This window comes from Mucilaginibacter sp. BGA-UO-ETr-C110, assembly GCF_059567985.1.
Window position 1 is genome coordinate 2,705,584 of record NZ_JCAQPB010000002.1, and the last position, 25,634, is coordinate 2,731,217.

At 43.6% G+C, this 25,634-nt stretch carries 21 protein-coding genes; 2 read left to right on the forward strand and 19 right to left on the reverse strand.

Going from position 1 to position 25,634, the window contains the following annotated elements:
• Positions 1-324 precede the first annotated feature (324 nt).
• From AC57BQ_RS11860 to AC57BQ_RS11950, 19 genes are all read right to left on the reverse strand, one after another.
• A complete protein-coding gene (locus tag AC57BQ_RS11860) occupies positions 325-1,119 on the reverse strand; it encodes an NIPSNAP family protein (protein ID WP_496406490.1) in 795 nt (264 codons plus the stop codon).
• Positions 1,120-1,226: 107 nt separating this feature from the next.
• On the reverse strand, positions 1,227-1,505 hold the full coding sequence (locus AC57BQ_RS11865; protein WP_143013897.1) for a hypothetical protein: 279 nt from the start codon (positions 1,503-1,505) through the stop codon (positions 1,227-1,229).
• Positions 1,506-1,627: 122 nt separating this feature from the next.
• A complete protein-coding gene (locus AC57BQ_RS11870) occupies positions 1,628-2,398 on the reverse strand; it encodes a 3-keto-disaccharide hydrolase (protein ID WP_496406491.1) in 771 nt (256 codons plus the stop codon).
• A gap of 135 nt (positions 2,399-2,533) precedes the next feature.
• On the reverse strand, positions 2,534-3,409 hold the full coding sequence (locus AC57BQ_RS11875) for a sugar phosphate isomerase/epimerase family protein (RefSeq protein WP_496406492.1): 876 nt from the start codon (positions 3,407-3,409) through the stop codon (positions 2,534-2,536).
• A 51-nt stretch (positions 3,410-3,460) separates the two neighbouring features.
• A complete protein-coding gene (locus AC57BQ_RS11880) occupies positions 3,461-4,354 on the reverse strand; it encodes a hydroxypyruvate isomerase family protein (protein WP_090468623.1) in 894 nt (297 codons plus the stop codon).
• A 4-nt stretch (positions 4,355-4,358) separates the two neighbouring features.
• Positions 4,359-5,606 (reverse strand): nucleoside permease, encoded by a 1,248-nt coding sequence (locus AC57BQ_RS11885; RefSeq protein ID WP_496406493.1) that lies wholly within the window; start codon positions 5,604-5,606, stop codon positions 4,359-4,361.
• Positions 5,607-5,634: 28 nt separating this feature from the next.
• Entirely contained in the window at positions 5,635-6,075 is a 441-nt protein-coding gene (locus AC57BQ_RS11890) for a c-type cytochrome (protein ID WP_496406494.1), read from the reverse strand.
• 140 nt (positions 6,076-6,215) lie between these two features.
• Positions 6,216-7,523: an MFS transporter gene (locus AC57BQ_RS11895; protein WP_496406495.1), complete on the reverse strand. Its 1,308-nt coding sequence runs from the start codon at positions 7,521-7,523 to the stop codon at positions 6,216-6,218.
• A 181-nt stretch (positions 7,524-7,704) separates the two neighbouring features.
• Positions 7,705-8,757 carry a sugar phosphate isomerase/epimerase family protein gene (locus tag AC57BQ_RS11900; RefSeq protein WP_496406496.1) on the reverse strand — a complete coding sequence of 351 codons (1,053 nt, stop codon included), beginning with the start codon at positions 8,755-8,757 and terminating at the stop codon, positions 7,705-7,707.
• Between the two features lie 6 nt (positions 8,758-8,763).
• Positions 8,764-9,915 (reverse strand): Gfo/Idh/MocA family protein, encoded by a 1,152-nt coding sequence (locus tag AC57BQ_RS11905; RefSeq protein WP_496406497.1) that lies wholly within the window; start codon positions 9,913-9,915, stop codon positions 8,764-8,766.
• Between the two features lie 94 nt (positions 9,916-10,009).
• Positions 10,010-10,576, reverse strand: coding sequence for a gluconate 2-dehydrogenase subunit 3 family protein (locus tag AC57BQ_RS11910; RefSeq protein ID WP_496406498.1), 567 nt, complete (start codon positions 10,574-10,576; stop codon positions 10,010-10,012).
• A gap of 115 nt (positions 10,577-10,691) precedes the next feature.
• On the reverse strand, positions 10,692-12,122 hold the full coding sequence (locus AC57BQ_RS11915; RefSeq protein ID WP_496406499.1) for a Gfo/Idh/MocA family protein: 1,431 nt from the start codon (positions 12,120-12,122) through the stop codon (positions 10,692-10,694).
• A gap of 30 nt (positions 12,123-12,152) precedes the next feature.
• Positions 12,153-13,832, reverse strand: a complete 1,680-nt coding sequence (locus AC57BQ_RS11920; protein ID WP_496406500.1) for a GMC oxidoreductase — start codon at positions 13,830-13,832, stop codon at positions 12,153-12,155.
• A gap of 324 nt (positions 13,833-14,156) precedes the next feature.
• Positions 14,157-15,869 (reverse strand): GMC oxidoreductase, encoded by a 1,713-nt coding sequence (locus tag AC57BQ_RS11925; protein ID WP_496406501.1) that lies wholly within the window; start codon positions 15,867-15,869, stop codon positions 14,157-14,159.
• 2 nt (positions 15,870-15,871) lie between these two features.
• A complete protein-coding gene (locus AC57BQ_RS11930) occupies positions 15,872-16,426 on the reverse strand; it encodes a gluconate 2-dehydrogenase subunit 3 family protein (protein WP_496406502.1) in 555 nt (184 codons plus the stop codon).
• Between the two features lie 178 nt (positions 16,427-16,604).
• The gene (locus tag AC57BQ_RS11935) at positions 16,605-17,519 is read right to left on the reverse strand and encodes a sugar phosphate isomerase/epimerase family protein (RefSeq protein ID WP_496406503.1); all 915 of its coding nucleotides are present in this window, start codon (positions 17,517-17,519) and stop codon (positions 16,605-16,607) included.
• Between the two features lie 251 nt (positions 17,520-17,770).
• Entirely contained in the window at positions 17,771-19,279 is a 1,509-nt protein-coding gene (locus AC57BQ_RS11940; RefSeq protein WP_496406504.1) for a TolB family protein, read from the reverse strand.
• Positions 19,280-19,478: 199 nt separating this feature from the next.
• Positions 19,479-20,555 carry a fatty acid desaturase gene (locus AC57BQ_RS11945; protein ID WP_496406505.1) on the reverse strand — a complete coding sequence of 359 codons (1,077 nt, stop codon included), beginning with the start codon at positions 20,553-20,555 and terminating at the stop codon, positions 19,479-19,481.
• A gap of 449 nt (positions 20,556-21,004) precedes the next feature.
• Positions 21,005-21,574: an acyl-CoA thioesterase gene (locus tag AC57BQ_RS11950; protein ID WP_090468648.1), complete on the reverse strand. Its 570-nt coding sequence runs from the start codon at positions 21,572-21,574 to the stop codon at positions 21,005-21,007.
• Between the two features lie 139 nt (positions 21,575-21,713).
• Here AC57BQ_RS11950 and AC57BQ_RS11955 point away from each other — a divergent pair, with 139 nt between their 5' ends.
• On the forward strand, positions 21,714-24,521 hold the full coding sequence (locus AC57BQ_RS11955) for an outer membrane beta-barrel protein (protein WP_496406506.1): 2,808 nt from the start codon (positions 21,714-21,716) through the stop codon (positions 24,519-24,521).
• A 64-nt stretch (positions 24,522-24,585) separates the two neighbouring features.
• Positions 24,586-25,275: a hypothetical protein gene (locus AC57BQ_RS11960; RefSeq protein WP_496406507.1), complete on the forward strand. Its 690-nt coding sequence runs from the start codon at positions 24,586-24,588 to the stop codon at positions 25,273-25,275.
• The last annotated feature ends 359 nt before the right edge of the window (positions 25,276-25,634 follow it).

Genomic DNA, 25,634 nt, shown 5'->3' on the forward strand with positions numbered 1-25,634 from the left:
TCAAAAAGTGATCGATTCCGGACATTTTTAATGATAATGGACAGATGGGGATTGGGTGGGGAGGGAGCTGGGAGATTATTCTTTTGTCATCCTGAGGGACGAAGGATCTTCTTCGACATGCCTGCTGAAGAAGATGCTTCACTACGTTCAGCATGACAAACTTATTGTTTTAGAGGGGAATCAAACAAACAAATGTCATCTCGAACGAGGTACGAGGAGAGATCTTTTGCGCGGGATATGCTAATCGCAAAAGATTTTTCGCTCCGCTCAAGAGATAGTTTCTCCTCGTACCTCGTTCGAAATGACAACAGTGATTTACAAAAATCAAAAATCCGAATAAGCCGCAGGATACAGGAAAATGATATCCGCGTGCGATACATTGTTCTGATATTCTGGTTTGGCGACGAGACTTTTCCAGTAGGCATCATTGCTAAAAGTTTCCCAGTGCTTGTCCCTGTCTTCTTTATTGTTAAAAGTAGTCATGTACATGAGGTTGGGCATACGACTGCCCGCGATCACCTCCGAATAGAATACGGCATTAAAGCCCAGGCGTTTAAATAACCCAACTTCATCGCCTACATTAAACATGCGCACTTTGTTAAAATTATATTTTTCGGTAGCGCTTTCGTAGCTGCGCAGCTCGTACACCCTATCGGCTTTGGCACCTGTTAAATTAGGTACAGCCGGTGCAGGCATACCAGGGAAAGCCTGTAATACGATGGTTTCTATACGGGTATACGGGGCATCTTTATATTCGGCATTAATATAGTCGTCACCATCCGTTAGGTATTCGGTATCGCCTTGTAGTTTTTTATCAATCCCCATCAATTTATCAAAAGTGGCAAATGGTGTAAAAACATAGATACGCATATCGGCGGTATCCTGCTTCACCGGTTTAAATACGCCTACGTTTTTTATACCCGCCCGGTGCATAGCCGGCACATAGGCATGCTCCAGGTAACGCTCAATCCTGCCCTCCTGTGCCGTGGTTTTATAATGATATACTTTAAACTGATAATAAAACCTTTTAGCTGCCATGGCCGAAGAAGCCGACAAGCCCAGCATAAAAAATAATATCAACGCAAACAGTGAATAGCGGGTTTGGTAAAATGATTTCATGAGTTTATTAAAATGGTAAAGATAGGTTCAAATCTGATAATTTTCTGTGTTTTTTCGATGGAGATTGTCACAATTTTGAGGGCATTTATACTCTGATACCGCAAGCACTATTTATTGACTTCCTTATCGGTTTCCTTGCGTTTTTTATAAAGTACACCTAATTGAATACAGAGGTAACCCAAAAACAAAACTGCAGCCATTTCAAAAAACCCTGCCGCTCCATAAGTTACAGTTGTTGAACCACCGTATTTACCATATAACGTTCCACCGATAGAGCTTCGGGTAAAAAGTGAATAAATTCCCATCCCAATCAGTAAGACCATCGTGAAAATAAATACAAATCGTAGTTGTCTTTCTATTATCAATGGTTTGCGCGCCTCTTTCATTATACCTAAGATAAGAGATTGATTTCGAATAGCTCTTGCAAAATCTATAGAAAATATGACAACAAAAAAGCCTGTAAGCTTTTCGCTTACAGACTTTAATATTTCAAATCAGGTAAGCGATATTACAACTCGCGCACCCAGATATTTCTGAAGCTAAGCGGCTCGCTTTTATCGCCATGTGCCTGTAATTTAATTGGTGCGGCACCGTGTTTTTTACCTTCGTAAGATGCCTTGCCGATGTACTGGGTTGGTCCCCACAGTTCAAAGTTATTTTCAACTAAAACACCGTTAAAGAACACGGTAGCTTTAGCAGCTGATTTTAAAGAACCATCCTCGTTAAATACAGGAGCGGTCCAAACTACATCATATACGTTCCACTCGCCTGGTTTACGGCCTGGGTTTGCCAATGGGATAGCCTGTTTGTACAAACTGCCTGCCATACCGTTAACATAAGTTTTGTTGTTGTATGAATCTAAAACCTGCAGTTCATAACCTGCATCACCTTTACCTAATGATGCCAGGAAGATACCGCTGTTACCGCGGGCTTGTCCTTCGCCGGTAATGCTGGCTGGTACGCGCCACTCAATATGCAACTGGTAGTTGGTAAATTTTCTTTTGGTTTCGATATTGCCTTTGGTTTTATCAACGGTTAAAATACCACCTTTAACCACCCATGTTGCAGGTGTTTGATCGGCTACAGAAACCCACTCGTCCTGATTTTTGCCATCAAATAAAACAATAGCGTCAGACGGAGCTTCGCCCAATACTTTACCCGGAACAACTACTTTGGGTATCGGTTCCCATGTTTCAGTATCTTCTGGTTTTGCCTGTTGCGCGTTGGCTACAAAAAAGCTTCCTGCTAAAAGCGCTGTTAATACAATTGGATATTTCATATCAGTATTATAATTGGTTTTTAATTTTAGAGAGTATCAAGTAGCTAGTATCAAGTATCAAGACATATTTCATCTTCGGTTCCTGTTCCTAATAAAAAAACAAAAATCTTGATACTTGATACTAGCTACTTGATACTACACGTGTAGTGTATTTTTTAAGTACGACGCACTTTTGGCAATACTTACATACGGATCAATATTGGTATAGTTTTCCTGCTCAACAATAAAGTGTTTAATGCCGGCAAGCTTGGCTTTGCTTAAAATGGTTTTAAAATCAATATCGCCGGTACCAATTTCGGTGTTCAGGTTGGCATTCGTTTTATCACGATCCTTAATGTGTACAAAGGTAAAGCGGCCCGGGTGTTTCTGGAATATAGCTATCGGATCCTGACCGGCACGAACTACCCAGTAAAGGTCCATTTCCATATTCACCAGCTTAGGGTCGGTATTGTTCAGTACTACATCATAAAAAGTAGTATCGCCAACCGGATGCCATTCAAAATTGTGATTGTGGTAACCCAGCTTTAAGCCTGATGCTTTGCAGATCTCGGCAATCTTATTCATCTTATCGGCAACAGCTTTGCAGTCGTCAACCGTTTTGATGAAATTATGGTTTAGCGAAGGGATAATGATATAAGTTTGACCGATAGTATTAGCCACTTCAATGTAAGCTTTCAGATCGTCGGTTTTACCTTCGCCAAAATACTGATCAAGTCCGTAGTGACCACTTGGCGTGCTCAGGCCGTTATCCTTTAACAGCTGACCAAAATCTTTACCTGGTAAACCCCAATAACCGGTTTGCTGATTAAAGCCAAAGGTTTCTACTTCTTTGTAACCGGCTTTGGCAACCTGAGCTATTACCCCTTTTACATCTTTTGGCAGCTGATCGCGCAGGCTATATAATTGCAGCCCGACACCATTAGTGCTTTTGGCCGATAGTAAGTTTGGTTTTATCATCACACCTGCCGCAACTAATCCGGCTTGTGCTAAGAATGTTCTTCTGGTTGTCATGTATAATTATTTGGTTAATGTATTGGTTAGAGCAGTTGCAAACCATAAGGTTTAAACATCACAGATATGTACCGCCTTACGTAAGGAAGCGATATGATCTGGCTGCTTTGGAATAAACTCCTGGGCTACAAAGCCTTTATGGCCTACGGCTACAATAGCTTTCATAATGGCAGGGTAATATAATTCCTGTGTATCATCAATCTCGTTACGACCAGGTACACCACCGGTATGATAATGCGCGATGTATTGATGATTGTCGCGGATGTTGCGGATCACGTCGCCTTCATCTATCTGCATGTGGTATATATCATACAGGAGCTTAAAGTTTTCGGAGCCTAATCTTTTGCACAATTCAGCGCCCCATGATACACGATCACACTGATAATCTTTATGATCAATCTTGCTGTTCAGCAGTTCCATCACCAATACTACGTTGTGTTTTTCGGCAAGGGCTACTAAAGGTTTCAACCCTTCCACACAATTGTTCCAGCCGGTTTCGTTATCCTTACCCCGGCGGCTTCCGCTAAAGCAGATCAGGTTTTTATATCCAGCCGCGGCCACCTTAGGTATCATTTCCGAGTAGTTTTTTTGCAACTGGGCATGAAACTGCTTATCGCCAAAACCATCGGTCAGGTTTATTTCGGCGCCATTACACATGGATGAGTACAGACCATACTTTTTAAGCGTAGGCCAATCGGAAGGGCCAACCAGGTCGATCCCTTTAATGCCGATATCTTTAGCAGCTGCACAAAGTTGCTCCACGGTTATATCACCATAACACCAGCGGCAAACCGCGTGGTTAATATTTCCTTTAAGCGTATCAGGTAACATTGGTTTATCTTGTTCGGTTGATGTAAATGAAGTAAGCACGCCCGACGCTGTAATAGCAGCCGTGCCTGCAAGCATGTTTTTGATAGCCGATCTCCGGTTTTGGTTTGATGCCATTGGTTTAGTTATTAGTTGCAGATTCGTTAATAGCTACGTTATCTTTTTGATCTTTAAAGAACAATACAAACAGGATAAATACTACTGCCGCAATACCAGCAGGTATCAGCCATATCATTTTCCAATCGTGCCCGGCAGGACTGTTATAACTGTCGGAAATTAATCCGGCAATATAAAACCCGATCAACATACCTACGCCATAAGTAGCCAGAGTTATCATACCCTGGGCAGCGCTTTTATATTGGATGCCGGCTTTTGAATCTGTATAGATCTGTCCGGAAACAAAGAAGAAATCATAACAAACGCCATGAAGCGCAATACCTATAATCAACAAGAAGCTTAATTCGCCGGCGTTACCGTAAGCGAACATCGCATACCGAACCGCCCATGCCAGCATACCTACCAGGATCGTTTTTTTAAACCCGAATTTCTTAAAGAAAATAGGCAAACAAAGCAAAAACAATACTTCCGAAGCCTGACCAATGGTCATTTTTCCGGTAGGGTTATCAACCTTAATGTCGGCTAAAAATGCGCCTGCATTCTGGTAATAAAACGCTAATGGGATACATATCAGGATAGAAGCCACAAAGAATATGGCAAAATTCTTATCCTTTAACAATTTCAAGGCATCAAAGCCTAATAACTGACCAACGCTTATTTTTTCGCCTTTGGCTACCTTAGGCGGAGTATTTGGTAACGTGAAACTGAATAAACCTAAAACCAGGGAGGCAATTCCTGCCATCAGGAAGGTATTTCTTAAAAAGCCCTGTGCAATACCATTTTGAGAATCCCAGTGGAACAAATAGCTGATCAATATACCCGCCAATATCCAACCTACGGTTCCCCAAACGCGGATAGAAGAAAACTCTTTCTCCGGATCGGTCATCTGGTTAAATGAAACTGAGTTTACCAGCGCCAGCGTTGGCATATACAGCACCATGTAACCCAATACGTACGGGTAAAAAGCAGCCACATCCGGGGCTTTGTACATCTGGTACATTAATACAGCACCGGCAATATGCAGTATGCCCAATATTTTTTCGGCGTTAAAATACCTGTCGGCAATTAACCCGATAACAAAGGGCGCTATAATAGCCCCCCATGATTGGGTTGAAAATACAGATCCGGCCTGAACGCCTGTGGCGTGCAGTGTTTTGTCTAAAAATGCGCCCAGTGTTACAAACCATGCTCCCCAAATAAAAAATTCGAGGAACATCATGGCAGAAAGTTTTACCCTGATTCCAGTGGTCATAGTTGTTTTTTAAGAAGATAAAATCAGGTTATTTTTTCAGAGACAAAACGTATTTCACCATTTCTTTAGCGTCATCTAAAGACAAAGCAGGGTGAGCTGTCATCGGGATATCGCCCCAGTTACCTTTACCACCGTCAATAACTTTTTTAGCCAGGGTTTCAATGTTGGTTTCGGTAGCCGGATATTTAGCAGCCACATCCTGAAACGCAGGACCTATAATTTTGGTATCCACTTTATGGCAGGTATTGCAATCAGCTGCCGCTATTAAACTTTCGCCTTTAGCTGAGCCTGCTGATCCGCCTGCCGCTTCTGTACCTGTTTTTGCAACAACTGTATCAGCATTAGCATCAGCAGCTTTTGCGGTTTGATTTGCCGCGCTGGTGCTGTCGCTGCCACCTTTAGTTGATGAATTACTGCCACAAGCTGTTACTACCGCGCTGATACAAAGAATAAAAAAAGCCTTTTTCATGAGTGTTTTTTTGTTTTTTAATAATAACCTGACAGGGGCATATCTGTTTTAGCTTATTACTCCTGCCGGTTTACTTCTGTTTTTTGGTTGTGATTAACGAGGGTGAAAAATACAATTTTTTATCATAATCAGTGTACTTTTTACACGGTAACTGTGCTTAATGGTTCACTTTTTTTCTTGCCACGCATGTAAAACACCAAACCGGCAAAAGCAACTATCAATGCTACCGGGATAATGAGGGTAGTATTTAGCACTTCGGGACCGGCTGCTGACCGGGCAGCATCAAAAGCTTTGGCCATGTCTGTACCTGCGGCTGCCGACCGATAGGCGTCCAAACTGGCACCTGCCGGAAGTTTCTGAGCCATGATAGTATCATAATGCCCACCCATAAATATCATATAAATAGATACGCCGAACATGCCTGCACCGCCCATCAGGTTTAAGCCAACAGCTCCGGTACGTGGCAGGTTCTCGGCTACAAAGCCTATCATACAAGGCCAGAAAAAGGCTACACCCAATCCAAAAACAACAGCGGCCAGGTAAATAGCGTCGCCGTGCAGGTTAATCATCAGAAAAATACCCAGAGCCGATAAAACCGCTGAAATAAGTAATACACCCTGCGGAGCCACACGATGTACAATTGGACCCGCAAATGCCCTGCCCAGTACCTGTACCGAGGCCACAAAAGTGAGTATCAGTATAGCATTATCCGTAACGGTTTTGAACAGTACGTCCGTCCACTGGTTGGTAAATAGCTCTGTAATAGCCGTACCGAACATGCAGATGATCATGAACACGAACAAAGGGTTGATGAGCGCCTTGTACATATCGCTTGTACTTACACCCGCCGATACCCTTTCGGTTACCGGGAACTCCAGCTTGGAGAACAGGAAACCATAAGCCAAGGTAGGGATGAGCATAATAGCAACTTCCAGCTGTGATATCCAGTAAGGTTTTGGTGATACGTCATGTGCCAAAGCTTTATCCAGCCCAAATACTATTAATGTACCGATAACGATACCCGCCGGAAACCACAAGTGAAAGTGGTTGAGCTTGGTAGTTTTATTATCGGTATATAAAGAAGCAACTAAAGGATTACAGGAAGCCTCGACAGTGCCGTTGGCAATACCGATCATCAGTGTCGACAGGAACAAGGTCCAATATCCATTGGCGAAAATAGTAAGCAAAATACCTATCAAATGGAAAACAAAAGCCGATACCAGCAATTTTTTCATGCCGATGATATCCACAATAAAGCCCCCTACAATGATAGCTAATGGAAAGCCCCAAAAAGCTGTTGCAGCAATGGTGCCCAATTCTGAGGCGTTCAAATGAAATCTGACACCCTGGTCGTTCAATATACCCGCGCGGATACCAAAGGATAGTGATGTTACCAACAGGGATAAACAACTGGCCCTGAAAAGCTGTGTACGGTTAATGGCTTGCATTTAAAGATATTTAGGTTAAATTAATTGGTTAATTGGTATCTCAAATATAATGCTTTTATCTTCTCACTTACATCAATATGTCATTGCGAGGAGGAACGATGAAGCAATCTCATCACAGGACTATCTGCCCTGTATAGCATGCGATTGCCACGCTTCGCTCGCAATGACATAGTTTATTATATTATATCCCCAGCGTTTTCCTGTTAAAAGCTTCATCAGAACCCGATGCGGCGAAATCGTCAAAGGCACGTTCGGTAACCCTGATGATATGATCCTTGATAAATGTGGCACCTTCTCTTGCCCCATCTTCCGGATGTTTAAGCGCGCATTCCCATTCTAATACGGCCCATCCTTTATAATCATACTGGGTTAATTTGCTGAAGATGCCTTTAAAATCAACCTGGCCATCGCCCAATGAGCGGAAGCGGCCTGCACGGTCGACCCAATTCTGGTAACCACCGTAAACACCCTGACGACCTGTTGGGTTAAATTCAGCATCCTTTACATGGAACATTTTGATGCGCTCATGATAGATGTCGATATATTCTAAATAATCCAGGCATTGCAATACAAAGTGCGATGGATCATACAGCAGGTTGGCGCGTTTATGGTTATTCACTTTTTCAAGGAACATTTCATAGGTGATACCATCATGCAGGTCTTCTCCCGGGTGAATTTCGTAGCAAAGGTCGATGCCATTGTCTTCGTATACATCCAGGATCGGTTTCCAGCGTTTGGCCAGTTCATCAAAACCTGTTTCTACAATACCTGCAGGGCGTTGAGGCCATGGGTACACCATTGGCCAAAGCAAGGCGCCACTAAAGGTAACAGAAGCGTTAAGTCCTAAATTTTTTGAGGCCTGTGCCGCGTATTTCACTTGCTGTACAGCCCATTTTTGCCTTTCAACCGGGTTGTTGCGAACAGCCTCTGGCGCGAAAGCGTCAAAAAGGGAATCATAAGCCGGGTTTACAGCTACCAGCTGACCTTGCAGGTGAGTTGATAGTTCGGTTATTTCTAATCCGGCAGCGTTCACAATACCTTTGATCTCATCGGCATAGGTTTTGCTTTCGGCAGCTTTTTGCAGATCGATAAAGCGGGCATCATTAGTTGGCAGCTGAACACCTTTGTAACCCAGGCCCGCGGCCCATTTACAAATAGATTCCAGGCTGTTAAATGGCGCGGTATCGCCTATAAACTGCGCTAAAAATATGGCTGGTCCTTTTATAGTTGTCATAATGTTTTAAATAGAAAATTCGGTCCACTTTTTATCTGATTTTCCCGAGGCGATCACATTTTCAATAAATGCCATGCCGCGAACGCCTTCTTTTACTCCCGGAAAATCCAGTTCTTCGGGGGTTGCTGTTCTGCCTTCAATACCAGCTTTTACCGTTAACGCAAAGTTGCGGTACAGGTTGGCAAAAGCTTCCAGGTAACCTTCGGGGTGACCGGCAGGTGTACGGGTATTATGCTGCGCGAACGAGCTGGTGTAACCACCGCCTGTGCGCCATACTTCCATAGGTTTATCGGTATACATCACCGTGAGGGAATTAGCATCGCTCTGGTGCCATTCCAATCCGCCTTTTTCTCCGTAAACGCGTATTTTAACATTATTTTCTTCGCCGGCGGCAATTTGAGTGGCGGTTAATACCCCGCTAGCGCCGTTGTTGAATTTAAGCAATGCCGCGCCGTCATCATCCAGCTTACGACCTTCAACCACGATGTTGATGTCGGCACAAATTTTGGTAACCTCCAGGCCTGTTACATATTCGGCCAGGTTAAAGGCATGGGTACCAATATCGCCCATAGCACCTGCAATACCGCTTTTACCCGGATCGGTGCGCCATGAGGCCTGTTTATTATCATCGCCTTCCAGAAAGCTGCTGAGCCATCCTTGCGGATACTCTACATATACTTTGCGGATTACGCCTAATTTTCCTGCTTTGATCAATTGCTTGGCCTCTTTTACCATAGGATAGCCGGTATAGGTATGCGTGAGGCAAAATAATTTGCCTGTAGCTTTTACTATTTTATCCAGCTCTTTGGCTTCGGCCAGGGAAAAGGTCATGGGTTTATCTAAAACAACATGAAAACCGTTTTCCAGCGCCAATTTTGTTGGAGCGAAGTGTACGTGGTTGGGTGTTACAATACTGATCACCTGTACACGCTCGTTCTCTGGCAGTTGTTTTTCTTTTTCGATGAGTTCGGTGTATGAATTGTAGATGCGGTTGGCGGGTAGTCCCAGTAACAAACCACTGGCTTGTGATTTTTCGGCATTGCTGCTAAAAGCACCGCAAACCAGTTCATATTCACCATCTATACGTGCGGCTATGCGGTGCACGGCGCCAATAAACGCGCCCTGACCGCCACCGATCATTCCTAATCTTAGTTTCATTCTTTTTAGTGAGTGGTTAATTCAATCGATTGGTGAGTGGTTGCATGAGTTTATAACCATTCTCCACTCACCTAATCAACTAATAACTAATTTTTTAAGTAGCCCAGGCTTTATCGCCTTTTTTGTAGGGCACGTTGCCGTCATAATGTCCGGGTACAGCAATGTAGCGCAGGGCTTTGGTTGCACCAACTTCTGAGGTGAAGAAACCCAGCAGGGTTAGCTCTTTCATCATCCTGAAGTAATGGTTCGGATCTTCTGGCTTTTTGTTTTTGGTATAGTTTTTTTGCTCGGCATCCAGTTCGGTAAGCAGTTCGGTGCGTTGTTTGGCATCGGCTTCCATAAACGATTTGCTGAATTTTTTCTTGCTGGCCTCATTCAGGTCAGCTATACCTTTTACAAATACTTTCTGATCTGCGGGTTTATAGCAATCCTGAACCATCATGGCCATAAAATTGCCTACAGCGGCGGCTTTGGCACCTGGTGTACTGGTAGCCGGTAAAATGGTTTCGCCAATTTCATCAAATAAAGCTACATTGTCCTGATCAAACAGTTCGTTCACTTTTTTGGAGCTTGGTTTACAACCCGAGATAAAGAACTCAGCGCCGATTATGGTACCTCCCAGTATCAATCCAACCCTGCCTAAAGCTTCTCTTCTATTCATGATTAATTATTGATTTAATGAATTATTGAGTTATTGAATCAAGTAAATATTGAGTTATCGAATATCGTTTTTTTCAAATCAATAATTCAATAACTCAATAATTCAATAACTAAATTTATGCTTTCAGTTTAAATCCATCAGGATAATCCCTTTGGATGTATTGGTTCACAGCGTCAAAGTTGGTCACTTTCATGGCTTGGTTATCCCATAACAATTTTACCTGACCACCTTTAAGGTCATGACCGCGTACGGCAAGGTTAGCCATTAACAAGGCTTCGGTAAGCGGACCAGCTTTATCAAATGATGAGCTCAGTTCTGTTTTACCGTATCCCGCCAAACAACCTTCAACCCATTGCGCATAGTGGCCTTCGGCACCACCCGGTACACGTTTCCATTTCTGAGGCGCATTAGCGCTTGCAGTTAATGATTTTGGTAACAAAGTTGCCGCGTCTGAATAAGTGCTGGCATACATTTTACCTTTTGTACCGATAAACAATGTACCATTACCTTCTTCGCCGCCAAATTTTTCATTAGCTTCTAATTCAACAGGTCTTTCTGGCATAATACCGCCATCCATCCAGTGCATGGTAACATCGCCTTTTGTTTTCTCGGTTTTAGGGAAAGTTAAGGTGATGTGGCTTGACGGAGGACAGCTTTCAGGGAAATGACCTTGTTTAAACTCATCAACATACACACTGCCTACACTGGCCTGTACGTCTTTTACATATTGTAAACCCAATACACGGAACGGAGCTTCAACCAGGTGACAGCCCATGTCGCCCAAAGCACCGGTTCCATAATCCCACCATCCGCGCCAGTTAAATGGCACCAGTTTATCTACGTAATCTTTTTTAGGCGCTGTACCCAACCACAGGTTCCAATCCAGTTCTTTTGGGATCTCTTTTGCAGGCTGAGGCCAGGCAATACCCTGAGGCCATACCGGACGGTTTGTCCAGCAGTAAATGGTGTGCACATCACCAATCAGATCGGCATCATACCATTCCGACATCAGGCGGGTACCATCATTTGATGATCCCTGGTTACCCATTTGCGTAACTACTTTATATTTTTTTGCCGCCTCGGTTAATAAACGGGCTTCCCAGATATCATGGGTTAATGGTTTTTGAACGTATACGTGTTTGCCCAGCTGCATAGCATGATAGGCAATTAAAGCATGGTTATGATCTGGCGTCGAAACTGATACCGCGTCAAAATGTTTTGACTCTTTATCATACATCTCGCGCCAGTCTTTATAATACTTGGCTTTAGGAAATTTAGCACGTGAATTTGCCGACCTTCTATCGTCTACATCGCATAGAAAAGCGATCTCGGCTTTTCCACTTTTGTAAAAGTTGGCAATATCGCTTTGGCCCTTACCGCCCGCGCCTACACCGGCAATAAGCAGTTTGTCGCTGGGTGCTATAAAGCCCTTACCGCCCAGCACAAAACGTGGAACGATCATAAAACTTGCCGCAGCTAATGTGCCCTTTTTAAGAAAATCCCGTCTGGAGGCGTCGGGAGTACTTTTGTCCTGTTCTTCAGTCATTGGTTTGTATATTTTGGATATCCGGTTAATTTAGATCTCGTTTTTCTTCAAGGCATCAACCGCGTAGTTAGCTGCACGGGCGGTCATGGCCATATAAGTAAGTGATGGATTTTGACAGGCTGCCGATGTCATGAAAGAGCCATCGGTAACAAATACGTTTTTGGCATCCCAAACCTGGTTCCACTTGTTCAATACGGATGTTTTTGGATCATGGCCCATACGAGCGGTGCCCATTTCGTGGATACCACGACCCAGATATGGGTTTTTGCTGCTCGTTTGTACATTTTTAATACCTGCGGCCTCCAGCATGGCTTTTCCTTCGCTTTCCATAGCGATACGCATCTTTTTCTCATTGTCTTTCAACTCTGCGTCAATAGCGATAACCGGAAGTCCCCATTTATCTTTCTTGGTTTTATCGATGAACACTTTATTGTCATGATAAGGCAGTGTTTCGCCAAAACCACCCATACCAACAGACCATGAACCTGGCTCGGTTAAGGCATCTTTAAAGGCCCCGCCTATGCTCAATTCGGCAATATCGCGGCTCCATCCTTCGCGGCTTGCACCACCCTGGTAACCAAATCCACGTATAAAATCGCGTTTATCGTTGCCCAGATTAGCAAAACGGGGAATGTAAAACCCATTTGCCCGGCGCCCGAAATAGTACTTATCCTCATAACCTTCTACATGACCCCATGCATTAACATTTAAGTGGTGATCCATCAGGTTATGACCCAACTCGCCGCTGCTGCTGCCTAAACCGCCTTCCCAAACATCATTTGCTGAATTCATCAGGATCCAGGCAGAATTGATAGTAGAAGCGTTCAGGAATACCACTTTGGCAAAGTATTCATAGGTTTGGTTAGTTTCGGCATCCAATACCTCTACACCTTTGGCTTTTTTGGTATCCTTATCGTACAAGATCTTGGTAACGATTGACCATGGGCGAACGGTTAAGTTACCGGTAGCCATAGCCGCAGGCAAAGTAGCCGATTGTGTGCTGAAATAAGCCCCGAACGGACAACCTAACCAGCATTTGTTACGATACTGGCAATTGGTGCGGTTATTATGCGGCACAGTGATATTGGCTGTACGGCCAATGATCATAGCCCTTTCTTCTTTATAGTATTCTTTTAATCTTTTGGCCACATCTTTTTCAACCACATTCAATTCCATGGGTGGCATAAAATCGCCATCGGGTAAAATGGCTAAACCATCCCTGTTACCAGATATGCCTGCAAATTTCTCAGCATAGCTGTACCATGGAGCGATATCCTTATAACGGATAGGCCAATCCACAGCAATGCCATCTTTCAGGTTGGCTTCAAAATCAGTATCGCCCCAGCGGTATGACTGCCTGCCCCACATCAGTGAGCGACCACCCACGTGATAACCGCGGAACCAGTCAAATCTTTTTACTTCCGTATAAGGACTGTCTTTATCACTTGCCCAATAATCCAGGTTAGTTTCGTTCAAGGGATAATCACGCTTCAGCACGGGATAATCCTCAATCATTTTTTCTGTACGCCCGCCACGATGCGGGAATTCCCACGGCGCTTTGTTAGCGTTCACATAATCCTTAATGTGCTCGATGTTACGACCACGCTCCAGCATAATGGTTTTTAAACCCTTTTCTGTTAGTTCCTTGGCAGCCCACCCGCCTGAAATTCCTGAGCCAATGACTATAGCGTCATAAGTGTTTGCAGACATATTTATTCGGTTAAAATGAATTTGTTTTGTACTTGGTTATCCTGCTAAATGTATGAATAAAAATTATTTTACAAATATTACATTGTGTTTTTTTTACACATTGAAATCTATAATCGGTTTATAACAATTAAGCAGTTTAGCTTTGGTATTTGGGATCTCATGCTCCCATTGCTCTAAGTAACTATCAGCTAATTGCATTACCTATTTATATACTAAAAATTTAAAATTAAAGTATCTCTAAAAAACACAAACTATTATATATCAATAAGTTTCAAAAAACATCAACCCAAAAAGTATAAATACAATTTAGGCCGTATCATATAACTATATATTCCCCTTTTTCATTTCATTAACTGCATAGTCTGCCGAGCGGGCGGTAAAGGCCATGTAAGTTAAGGATGGGTTTTGGCATGAGGTTGATGTCATGCTGGCTCCATCGGTTACAAACACATTATTAACCGCGTGCATCTGGTTCCATTTATTTAATACCGATGTTTTAGGATCGTTACCCATGCGTGCTCCACCCATTTCATGAATATCCAAACCAGGCGCACGATTGTCGCTTTCGGCTTTTATATTGGTAAAACCGGCGCTGGTGAACATTTCGGTTAGTTGCTCTATATAATCCTTCTTCATTTTGGCGTCGTTATCGTCATAATCCATGGATATTTTCAATAACGGTACACCCCATTCGTCTTTTAATTTATCATCCAGTTTCACATAGCTGGCTTCTTTGGGTATGGTTTCCCCCATCATGTGTGATCCTACATGCCATGGGCTCAATTCACCCTTAGCCAGGTTATCTTTAAAGTCGCTGCCTACACCATCCCAGTTTTGCTGCTTCCATCTATACGCGCTGAAACCCGAAGCATAGCCGCGTAAAAAGTCGGTTTCCTGCTTATGCAGGTTCCTAAACCTGGGGATATAACCGCCACCTGCCGGATTACGACCGTCGGTAGTCCACTCCAGCATGCCATCATATTGCGCGCTGATATGTGCCGAATAATTGTGGAAAGCCACATATTTACCCAATACACCACTATCATTACCCAAACCATTTGGGAAACGATGCGAGGTTGAGTTAAGCAACACCAGGTTGGTGTTCATAGCCGCCGCGTTCACAAATATGATCTTAGCGTAATATTCAATGGTTTCCTTGGTGTTGGCATCCACCACACGAACACCGGTAGCCTTACCTTTTTTATCATCATAAATGATAGATTCCACCACCGAATGAGGCCTTAAGGTTAAATTGCCCGATTTTAATGCCCAGGGTATGGTTGAGGCGTTAGCGCTGAAATATCCGCCAAAGGGGCAACCTCGCTGACACAGAATACGTTCCTGGCATTGTACCCGGCCCTGATCTAAATGGATCTGGTTGGGTTTTGACAAATGCGCGCAACGGGCGCTGATCACATGCCTGCCGTATTTACCTTTAACATGTTTACTAAAATACTGCTCCACGCTATTAAGTGGAAAAGCAGGTAAAAATTCACCGTCGGGCAGTTCGGGGAGACCATCTTTATTGCCGGATATACCCGCGAATTTCTCTACATAACTATACCACGGCGCGATATCCTGGTAACGGATGGGCCAGTCGACCGCGAAACCATCGCGGGCTGGGCCTTCAAAATCAAAATCGCTCCAGCGTTGGGTTTGGCGGGCCCAAAGTAATGACTTACCCCCCACCTGGTATCCACGGATCCAGTCGAAAGGTTTATCCTGTATATAAGGGTGTTCTTTATCTTTTACAAAAAAGTGGGCGGCGTCTTCATGAAAGGCATAACAACGGTTTACAATGGGGTTGGCTTCCTGAACGGCCATGGGCATTTCGCCGCGGTGTTCAAACTCCCAGGGATACATATTGGTTGTGGGGTAATCCTTAATGTGCTTTACATCACGGCCACGCTCCAGCATCAGGGTTTTAAGCCCTTTCCCGGTAAGCTCCTTAGCAGCCCAGCCCCCACTCATTCCCGAACCTATTACGATAGCATCAAAAGTGCGATCTTTTACGCTATCAACATTTAAATTGGCCATTGTTATACTGCTTGTTTTTTCTTAACGGGGTAAAACGCGTTGTACCTGCCGGGTACCAATTCATATACCACTTGTTTGGTCATAAAATATTTTGATGTGGTGTACCCATTAACCGTTTGCCCTTTTACCGCGCCATAAAAAGTTTTCAATTCGGCAGGATAAGTGGTGCTTTTAGGGTCTTTATCCTTTTCAATATCCAACAGTATCTGCTCGCGTTGCTTTACAGTACAATCGCTAAATGAGTTACTATAACGTTTTCGGACATAGTCATTAAATTGGCTCATACCCGTCATAAAAGCCTGCTGATCTTTTTTGGTGGCGCAATCATCAACCATTTTCAACACAAATAAATGCAGCTGCAGGTCTTTAGCTCCGGGCGTGCTGGTTTTGGGGATGATGGTTTCGGCCATATCACCTATCAGCTTTTCCTGGTCGGCGCTGATGTTCAAATTAGTCAGCTTGATTGATGCTTTACTATTTTCATGTACACATGACGGTAATAAAGCAGCGCCCCCAATAATTAAAGCTAAATTTTTTATAGCTATACGCCTGTGCATATGGTAAATGGTTTTAGCAGCTCTTAGTTAAGCTACCTGTACTTTAAAACGGGTACAGGCGTATGGGCTTAATAAATGAACTTTGGTTTATAAAACGATTTTCAAACTTAATAATTTTAACCACTAAAAAAAGAGTCGGTCTGGAAATTTATTGTATGGTGAAATTACCTTAATAATATTAATAACCCCATTTTTTCATGATTTGTAAATCAATTTTTACACAATCAACGGGATCTTTTCCCTGGTAGGCCTCTTGTTCAATGATAAACAAAACCGTGCCTCCTTTTTTGCTTGCCGCTTTTACAATTTCTTTAACCGGCAGTACACCCTGACCCAGTACAGTACTTTCGGTATCATCACCGTCACTTCTTGGAGCAACTTTGATCTCATCTTTTACATGTAATGATTCAAAACGCCCCGGATACTTGTTGATAAAATCAAGCGCTACGCCACCAGTGCTGAACATATTGCCAATATCCATTTGCTGGGCAACCAAATTAGGATCGGTATTTTGAATAATAAAATCATACAGGGTGATATCCCCTACTTTGGTACTGATCTCAAAATTGTGGTTATGGTACCCAAATTTCATGGATGATTTTTGGCACAGCTCGCCGCATTTGTTAAACTGCTCCATAAAGCGTTTTAACTTGTCGGTATCGTGGCGCAGGCTTTCATCCAACCATGGGCTGATCACATAACGCTGACCAACAGTAGCGGCATCCTCCACCGTATATTTCCAGGCATCGGTAAAATCGTTTTTCGCATCGTCCCAATGCTGAGCCGTCATTACAGTATGACCGCTTGGCATTTTTATTTCCAGGTCGGTTATTATCTTTTTAAACTCCTTAGCTGTAAAACCATAAAATTTACGGTCGACATAGTTGGCATGCTCTACATGGTGATAACCGGCATCGGCCAGTTTTTTTAGCGTTCCTTTCGGATCAACTTTCATGGCATCGCGTACGCTATACAATTGTACACCTACACGCTGCAGGCGTTTTTCTGATGCCAGTAAATGATCCGGTAATAAAGCCGCGCCCGCTAAGGCTACTGCGCTCGTTTTTAAAAATGATCTGCGGGAGGTTTGCATTGATATGATGTATTAAGGTTATAATTTGGAATCTTAGAATCAAGAGTTAAGAATCAAGAGACAAGATAGCTACATATTTGAAAAAAGAATCAAGATATTAGAATCAAGAGACAAGATAATTACATATTGGGTTATTTCGCTCCATTTAATTCAATTAATTATTTTTATTTCATAAAGGTGATTTTCGCACATTTTAAAATCTCCATTTTTGGCTTTTCCCTGATTCTTGACTCTTATCTCTTGCCTCTCTTTCAGTTCGAATTACTTACAAACGCGATGTGCTTACTATCCGGCGACCATGATGGGGTATTGATGGTACCCTGCCCGCCATACAAATAGGCCACCACTTTGGAAGGGCCGCCACCAACCGGCATTACCCGGATGAACACATGCTTATAAAAAGGGTGGTCGCCGGGCTCTACTTCGTTTTTAAGGAAGGTGATATAGCAGATCCATTTACCATCGGGCGATACGTGCGGAAACCAGTTATTGTAATCATCACTGGTGATCTGCGTTTGTTCGCTGCCATCGGCTTTCATGCGCCAAACCTGCATCAGTCCGCTGCGTACCGAATTAAAATAAATGTATTTTCCGTCGGGTGTGTACTCAGGACCATCATCCAAACCCGGACTGGTGGTCAGTCTTACCTCTTTGCCACCGCCCGAAGGGATGCGGTATACATCAAATTCCTTATTGCGTTCGCCGCAAAATACAATGTACTTACCATTGGGCGACCAGCCATGCATATAACTTGCGCCAACACCTACTGCGGATACCCTTTTAGCTTCGCCACCGGTAACCGGTACGGTGTAACCAATTGACGGACCGCCATCGTTGCTACTTATAGCCAGCATTTTGCCATCGAAAGACAGCACATGATCATTATTGTTATTTTTGGCCGGGGCCGTATTCAACACAGTCGGCTTCCCGGTTTTGAGATTGAATTTGTATAAAGATCCTTCGCTATTATAAATAAGCGATTGCCCATCGTGCATCCAATTGGGTGCCTGTAACGATTTTGGCGATTGATAAATAACGGTGCTGTTTTGCGTAGCCAGATCAAGCAATTCGATACTGCTGCCCAGGTATTGTTTATACGGCACCAGCGTTGGCGGGGCCGGTACTACAATGCGTACATTATTAAAGATGGCTTTTTCGGTTACATTGGCATTGTGCGAACAGATAAATATGCCTACATAAACTTCGTCGCCCAGGTCAAGATCGCTTACTTCTTCGGTCACAAACATATCGCCTTTGCGAGCTACCGACATGGTATAAGTATTACCTTTCCGCTCCAATTGGATCACATTGGCAGCGGTAAGGCTTGATTTTTTTTCTTCAGTAATACCGCCAACCGTTTTGCGGTACTGCAAGGATGTTAAACCATCGCCATGAACAACCGCGTTAATATGTTTGGAATTGGAATCGAGCGTGCTGCGGATCATTAAACCAACTTTACGATGCTCCTCTACCCCTTTACCTATAAAAGTTGCATTGGTGCGTAATATAAAATCGCCTTTCATACGCTTCCACACAAAATGAAAGGCATCGCTGGTGGCCCATATATTAGCTCCTGAGCCTTCCAGGTGATATTGCTGTAATTTAGGGTCATATTGTAAGCTGCCTTTATGCTTTACTGTGCCTACATCACTTTGATCATCAAATATCCCTGTGGACGAAGCCTGGGCAATTGCTTTTTGGTTAAGAAGAATAATAAAACAGAGCAGGCAAAAAAACAGAAATTGTATTTTACTACGCATGGGTTTGGGTGTTTATATTACACTATATAATTGGCCTCACTAAGTTATAAAATCCGTTTGTAAATAGTATAGTACTATTTTAACCGTATCATATATTTTACTTACCTGTCTTTATTTCTTTATGCGTGTGTTTTTAACAAAAAATGGAGTGATAGCTAAGCTATCACTCCATTTTAATTTTATTTAGTATAGGTTAATATTATTCGACCACGAGCAAAGTTTTAGCCGTTTGCGGGTATTGGGCAATTGGCCCAACAACCGGTTTCACGGTGCAGTACTCCAGCAGAAATTGTTTCTTAGAATCGCGGTAGGAACTCACTGCTCCTATCAAACTTAAAAATTTAATGTAACACCAGGCCAAATCAAGCTGATGTGATTTAAAACCAGAGCGGGCGCTGTTTGGGAACAGGTGATGATTATTGTGCCATTCGCCGGCAACGTAACCCGGCCACAGCTGATTGATGGACATATCCTCGCGGTTATAATCGGTTCCTTCACGACGTTTATCCTCGCCTTTACCATGACCTTCATAATTAAAGGTACGCACACCAACGGCCCAGATACCGGCCGAACCAAAAACGGCACAAGCCAATGGCATACCACCCATCAGGTAAAATGCAGCAAACCAGAAACCCCAGTTTAATATAATACCCACAACGGTGCGGTATGGGTTAGCAATGGTGCCCCATTTTTGATATTGTTTGTAGGTATTTGGTGTAACGCCTACATGATTCATGAGCTTAACACATTTTTTATAGCAGGCCTCGTCCATATTGCGGGCAATAGGCTGGTGATTTACATCAGCCAAAAAGCAATACATAAAACCACCTTGTGCATTGTATGGATCGCCGGGTTGGTCAGAAAGCGCGTGATGCACATGGTGCGATACCGCGTAGATCTCTTCAGGAATGATCTTCAGTGTAAGGTTCTGGGTAAAAAAGCGCCAGAATTTATTTGTGAAGGTATAAGCACTATGCGTACAATACCGGTGATGCCAGATAGTACCATGCGTACCCATGATGATCATGCTGTACACAAATGCCACTATTAAACCAACAATACTGAAATATTTAAATATAAACAGACCTAAAAAAGGCACTAAAGCCAGCACCAGAAACCAGCTTAAAAACGACAGCCAGTTCTTTTTGTCTTTAAATACATTGAGTCTTAAAAAAAATTCTTTTACAATTTTGCCGTTAGAGGGTTTCGAGAGATCTCCATTTTCATCCGTCCAGCCGTACGAAGGCGGTTCAAGTACCGTGTTTAAAAAAGCCATTAAGTTCGTGGGTTAATAGTAAATAGTTTAAAGGGGATAATTAGTCGGTCACAATGTAGCGATATAATATCACCGAATTGTCATCTTCTAAAGATATATTATGTTGTGCCCATTCCCTGCTAAAACTTAAACCCTTTTCGGAATATTCCTTTGAGTTGTAAGTGGGATAGACAATTGGTAGGAGTAGTATGGGTGTATATTGATTAGTGACGGTTAAGTCCTTCCATTTAATGCAGGTTAATTCGTGAAGAGCGAAAGGGTATTATACTTAATACCTATAGTTTAAACTCCGAATCGGATACTTTATTTCATCCAATGTCAAATAAATGTCAGAAAACTTACCGTTGATGCTTTTGATTACGTTGATCCCGCTGATTTTTTAACACGATTGAAGGATTCTCAGGATTTAATCCACTTAACATAATGCCCTTTTGACTTTTGACTTCCCCCTATTCCCCCGCTACCAAACAGCGCTCCCCCAGAAGCATGGCGATGCAATGTTCATAATTATCGGGCATCTGGATCTGCTCTACTTCCTGCATATAGCTTTGTTTGATCTCTTTACGCCTGCGCGATTCAATAAAACGTCTCACCTGTTCGCGGTTTTCCAGGATCAGGCCGGGTACTTTTACCGGCTTGTTGTTATCATCCTTGGCTACCATAGTAAAGTAACTGGTATTAGTGTGCATCACGGAGTTGTTCTTGATATTTTCTGATATCACCCGGATACCAACCACCAGCGATGTTTTACCCACATAGTTAACCGATGCCATGAGCGATACCAGTTCACCAACTTCTACCGGTTGCAAAAAATCAACCGTATCAATTGATGCCGTTACGCAATAATTACCGGCGTGTTTGGCCGCGCATACATAGGCCACCTTATCCATCAGCGACAGCAAAATGCCCCCGTGTATCTTCCCCCCGAAGTTGGAGTAGGAAGGTATCATCAGTTCGGTGATAGTAGTTTGCGAAAAGCTTACCGTTTTGTAATCGGCTTGATCGGTCAGAGCTGTCATGCGTTATCCGTTTTGTTATAAGTTCGTTACAAGTTTAAGCATCAAAATGCCAATTTCTGCAACAATAGTATTACACACGTTTAATATATTAAACTTAATTAAATCTTTATGGTCAATAAAGCAATTTTAAACCTGAACTATGGCCAAACACCTACTACTCATCCTCATTTGCTCTCTGTTTATAACACGAACCCTTGCACAGCAAAGCCGTAAGGTGAGCGGTACAGTTATAGACAGCGTTGGCGCAGTACCCGGTGTTAATGTAAAACTAATTTCAGATAAAGATAGTCTTACGGCTGCGACAGGCGTGGGCGGCACATTCAGCTTTCCGGCGGTTAATTCAAAAAACTTTAAAATAACGGTTAGCGGCATTGGCTATCAAACCCTCATACGCCGCTATGTGATGGATAATGATACCAAACCCATCAAACTCGATCCGATAAAAGTTCAGGTACAAACCAACTTCTTGAAAACGGTGCACGTGGTTGCCGAAGCTAATCCCATCACCATTAAAGAAGATACGGTAGAGTACAAGGCAAGCGCCTACAAAGTACGCGAGGGCTCACCGGTGGAGGATCTGCTTAAAAAACTGCCCGGTGTAAGTGTAGATAAGGATGGAAACGTTACGGCACACGGTAAACAGGTAAGCAAGGTGCGGGTTAATGGCAAGGATTATTTTACTGGGGATGTGCAAACCGCTACCCAAAACCTCCCTGCTGACATTGTGGAGAATATACAGGTAATTGATGATTATGGCGATCAGGCTAACCTCACCGGCATTAAAACCGGCGACCCCGACAAGATCCTGAACATTACCATACAGAAAGGTAAAAGCCGGGGCAACTTTGGCCAGGGCAGCGTTGGTGTGGGTAATGATGACCGGTACCAGGCGCGCCTATCGGCCAATACATTCTTGGATGCCCGGCAGATAGCTCTTATCGGCACGCTTAACAACACCAATACTAACTCGTTTAATATCGGTAGCGCAGGCGGAGGTGGCGGCAGGGCTGGTCGTGGTGGAGGTGGTGGCAGCGGCGGCTCGCAGATCAGTACGGCAAACGGCATTACTACGAACCGGTCGGTAGGTACCAATTACCGCGACGATTGGGGTAAAAAGATCACCGTTTACGGCAGTTATAGCTTTGCCGATAAAGACAAGGACCAGAATAGCACCACCGTACAGCAAAACCTCTTTCAATCAGGCACGCTCATTAATAATGATAACAGTGACGATAGAAATCACGGCATAAACCATCGTTTTGATTTTAATATGGAGTACAAGATCGATACTTCTAATTATCTCAAGGTAAATCCCAGTTTTTCATATGGCATCTCCAATACCATCAGTACCGACACTTTCAGCAATACACGTAACGGCACCCTGGTTACAGGTAACGAATTGGCTTTGACCGACGCTACCTCCAAGAGCGGGAGCATCAACGTATTATACAATCATAAATTTCATAAAAAGGGTCGTAATTTCAGCGTAAGTGCCGGCCTGAGCCTGTCGCAAAGCGATCAGAGTTTAAACGACCAGTATACTACCCGGCAGGATACGGTGGTGACGCCGCTTTTTCAGCAAATCAACAGCAACAACAACTCGCGGCGGGCAAACGTACATTTATCATACATTGAACCTATCGGCAAAACAACTTACCTGGAAGCTAATTATGGTTACAGTTATTCCAACACCGATAATAACCGGTATAACTACCGGGTTGATCCTATAACAGGAAGCCAAACCTTTGTCGATTCATTGAGCACCATTTACAATTACCAGTTTATCACCAATCGGTTCGGTTTAAATATCCGCGGGATCGGTGCCAAGTATAATTATACCATCGGCATGGCCGTACAGCCCTCAACGCTGGAGGGCGAATCACACAACTTCCGCACTACTACCAATACCTTTAATGTAATACCAACGGCCAGGTTCATCTATAATTTTTCGCGTAATCATTCCTTCACCATCAATTACAGTGGCTCTAATAGTCAGCCTTCGTTTACACAATTACAGATCCAGCCCGATTATTCAAACCCGCAGAACCGGGTGTATGGTAACCCCGATCTTAAACCATCATTTACCAATAGCTTAAACCTGCGTTATAATCAGTTTGATATCGCCAGCGGTAATTCGTTGTTCACCAACCTGTCGTTTTCAGAAACCCAGAATGCCATAGTAACCAACACCTCACCTGTTTCAACCGCAACAGGATCAACAGGTACCGACAGTCAACGCAACAACACCATACAGGAAACCCGTTATCTAAACACCAACGGTCTTTATAATGTTAACGGCAACTATTCCTTCTCCAAACCATTTGCCGAGCGCAAGTTTACCGTATCATTAAACGGCAGTGCGGGTTACAGCAACAATGTATCTTTCATCGAAGATCAGCGCAACCTGGGCAAAAACTGGGTATGGAACCAGGGCTTAAAACTTAGGGTGGATATAGATAGCATTATGGACAGCGAATTAAGTGCTAACTACAGCGTGAACACCACCCGCTACAGCCTGCCATCATCCCTAAACACCGATGCCAGCACCTGGACGTTGGGCCTTGACGGTCGCAACTATTTCTTTTACGCCTGGGTAGTAGGCTATAACCTAACACAAACCATCAACCATGGCTTCAGCAGTACGGTAAAAGCCAATCCTACCTTATTGAGTAGTTACATCGAATACCAGTTTCTGGCCAAACACATCGCATCGCTACGTTTCCAGGCCTTCGACTTGTTCGACGAAAACAAGGGCGTAAGCCGTACCGTATCCGGTAACCAGATCATCGATACCCGCACCAACCGGCTGGGCCGATATTTTATGCTTTCATTTACCCTGCGATTGCAAAAGTTCAAAGGCAGCCGTCCTTCGGGCGGTGGTGGAGGCGGTGGTCGCAGAAATGGCGGTGGCGGTGGTGGTGGCGGACGCAGAGGCGGCCGGGGCTAATTTAAGCAAGGGCGTTTTTGACATTACGTAAAACCTGTTTTATATTTACCGAAATTGAACTGCGTTGAAAATTATAACCTTATTTATCGCCCTGCTTTTTTATTTAAACACCGGTTTTGCACAGGAAACGGTGGTTCGCAAACATCGCCTTACCGATCAGATAACCGAACGGATATCGGTACTCAAGAGCGATAAAAGTACCCGGCAGGGCATTTATCAGGCCGTAACCGAAAAAAACATAGCCGTGGCAAGCGGAAGTTTTGATCAGGATAAGAAAACAGGTGTCTGGCATTTTTATGATCCGCAGGGCCGCTTGCTCCAAAATTACGACTACACCAAAAAGACTTTATTATTTGAAGCCCCCGAAGATACCACCTCAAATCTGCGGTATTTTGTAGATAAAGCATTAACCGATTCTGACCGTACCGCCAAACCCGTTAAAGCCGGTGGCCGGTATTTTGGTTATATCCCCTACCTCAAAGTATTTAAATTACCGGAGGCCCTGATGAGTATCAGTCGCACCGCATCCTATGCCGTTATTGAATTGTTGGTAAGCCCGGGTGGCCGCCTGGCCGATTTTAAGGTACATTTGTTTAGCGGACTGAATTATCACAAAGTATTCACCATGAGCACCGACATGCCCAACGAAGAAGATAAAATATTTATACCCGCCACGGTAAACGGTGATCCCATAGGCTGCCGCATCATGATCAGGTGCTGGATAGATAATGAGGGAGGGTTGGAACTGCCGTGATTCAATTAGTGAATTAGTGATTTTTCTCTACTCCGTTCGGAGTGCCTGATATCACCGCACCACAGACTAAAAAAGTTTGTCATCCTGAGGAACGAAGGATCTTCTTCGATAATACCAATCGCAAAATAGATGCTTCAACCGTTCAGCATGACAAAAGTAGTTGTGCAAAGGCTTTCTTCCCTCGTCAGCAGATAAGCTTCGGGCGAAAGCGGGCAGAACGATGCTGGCTTGTGCGGTTGCAAGGGCATAGCAAGTTTTTGCTGAAGCGCAGGGAGATGTGGGAACGAAGTAGGGCAAAATAATTGCAGCCCGTGGTTCTGTCCGGTTTGCCGGGCAAAGGCCTTGTGCGGCAAAGAAGC

What these genes read in the sequence shown, in the direction of transcription:
- AC57BQ_RS11860 (WP_496406490.1), bottom strand. Translation starts at nt 1,119, where the DNA reads ATGAAATCATTTTACCAAACCCGCTATTCACTGTTTGCGTTGATATTA.
- AC57BQ_RS11865 (WP_143013897.1), bottom strand. Translation starts at nt 1,505, where the DNA reads ATGAAAGAGGCGCGCAAACCATTGATAATAGAAAGACAACTACGATTT.
- AC57BQ_RS11870 (WP_496406491.1), bottom strand. Translation starts at nt 2,398, where the DNA reads ATGAAATATCCAATTGTATTAACAGCGCTTTTAGCAGGAAGCTTTTTT.
- AC57BQ_RS11875 (WP_496406492.1), bottom strand. Translation starts at nt 3,409, where the DNA reads ATGACAACCAGAAGAACATTCTTAGCACAAGCCGGATTAGTTGCGGCA.
- AC57BQ_RS11880 (WP_090468623.1), bottom strand. Translation starts at nt 4,354, where the DNA reads ATGGCATCAAACCAAAACCGGAGATCGGCTATCAAAAACATGCTTGCA.
- AC57BQ_RS11885 (WP_496406493.1), bottom strand. Translation starts at nt 5,606, where the DNA reads ATGACCACTGGAATCAGGGTAAAACTTTCTGCCATGATGTTCCTCGAA.
- AC57BQ_RS11890 (WP_496406494.1), bottom strand. Translation starts at nt 6,075, where the DNA reads ATGAAAAAGGCTTTTTTTATTCTTTGTATCAGCGCGGTAGTAACAGCT.
- AC57BQ_RS11895 (WP_496406495.1), bottom strand. Translation starts at nt 7,523, where the DNA reads ATGCAAGCCATTAACCGTACACAGCTTTTCAGGGCCAGTTGTTTATCC.
- AC57BQ_RS11900 (WP_496406496.1), bottom strand. Translation starts at nt 8,757, where the DNA reads ATGACAACTATAAAAGGACCAGCCATATTTTTAGCGCAGTTTATAGGC.
- AC57BQ_RS11905 (WP_496406497.1), bottom strand. Translation starts at nt 9,915, where the DNA reads ATGAAACTAAGATTAGGAATGATCGGTGGCGGTCAGGGCGCGTTTATT.
- AC57BQ_RS11910 (WP_496406498.1), bottom strand. Translation starts at nt 10,576, where the DNA reads ATGAATAGAAGAGAAGCTTTAGGCAGGGTTGGATTGATACTGGGAGGT.
- AC57BQ_RS11915 (WP_496406499.1), bottom strand. Translation starts at nt 12,122, where the DNA reads ATGACTGAAGAACAGGACAAAAGTACTCCCGACGCCTCCAGACGGGAT.
- AC57BQ_RS11920 (WP_496406500.1), bottom strand. Translation starts at nt 13,832, where the DNA reads ATGTCTGCAAACACTTATGACGCTATAGTCATTGGCTCAGGAATTTCA.
- AC57BQ_RS11925 (WP_496406501.1), bottom strand. Translation starts at nt 15,869, where the DNA reads ATGGCCAATTTAAATGTTGATAGCGTAAAAGATCGCACTTTTGATGCT.
- AC57BQ_RS11930 (WP_496406502.1), bottom strand. Translation starts at nt 16,426, where the DNA reads ATGCACAGGCGTATAGCTATAAAAAATTTAGCTTTAATTATTGGGGGC.
- AC57BQ_RS11935 (WP_496406503.1), bottom strand. Translation starts at nt 17,519, where the DNA reads ATGCAAACCTCCCGCAGATCATTTTTAAAAACGAGCGCAGTAGCCTTA.
- AC57BQ_RS11940 (WP_496406504.1), bottom strand. Translation starts at nt 19,279, where the DNA reads ATGCGTAGTAAAATACAATTTCTGTTTTTTTGCCTGCTCTGTTTTATT.
- AC57BQ_RS11945 (WP_496406505.1), bottom strand. Translation starts at nt 20,555, where the DNA reads ATGGCTTTTTTAAACACGGTACTTGAACCGCCTTCGTACGGCTGGACG.
- AC57BQ_RS11950 (WP_090468648.1), bottom strand. Translation starts at nt 21,574, where the DNA reads ATGACAGCTCTGACCGATCAAGCCGATTACAAAACGGTAAGCTTTTCG.
- AC57BQ_RS11955 (WP_496406506.1), top strand. Translation starts at nt 21,714, where the DNA reads ATGGCCAAACACCTACTACTCATCCTCATTTGCTCTCTGTTTATAACA.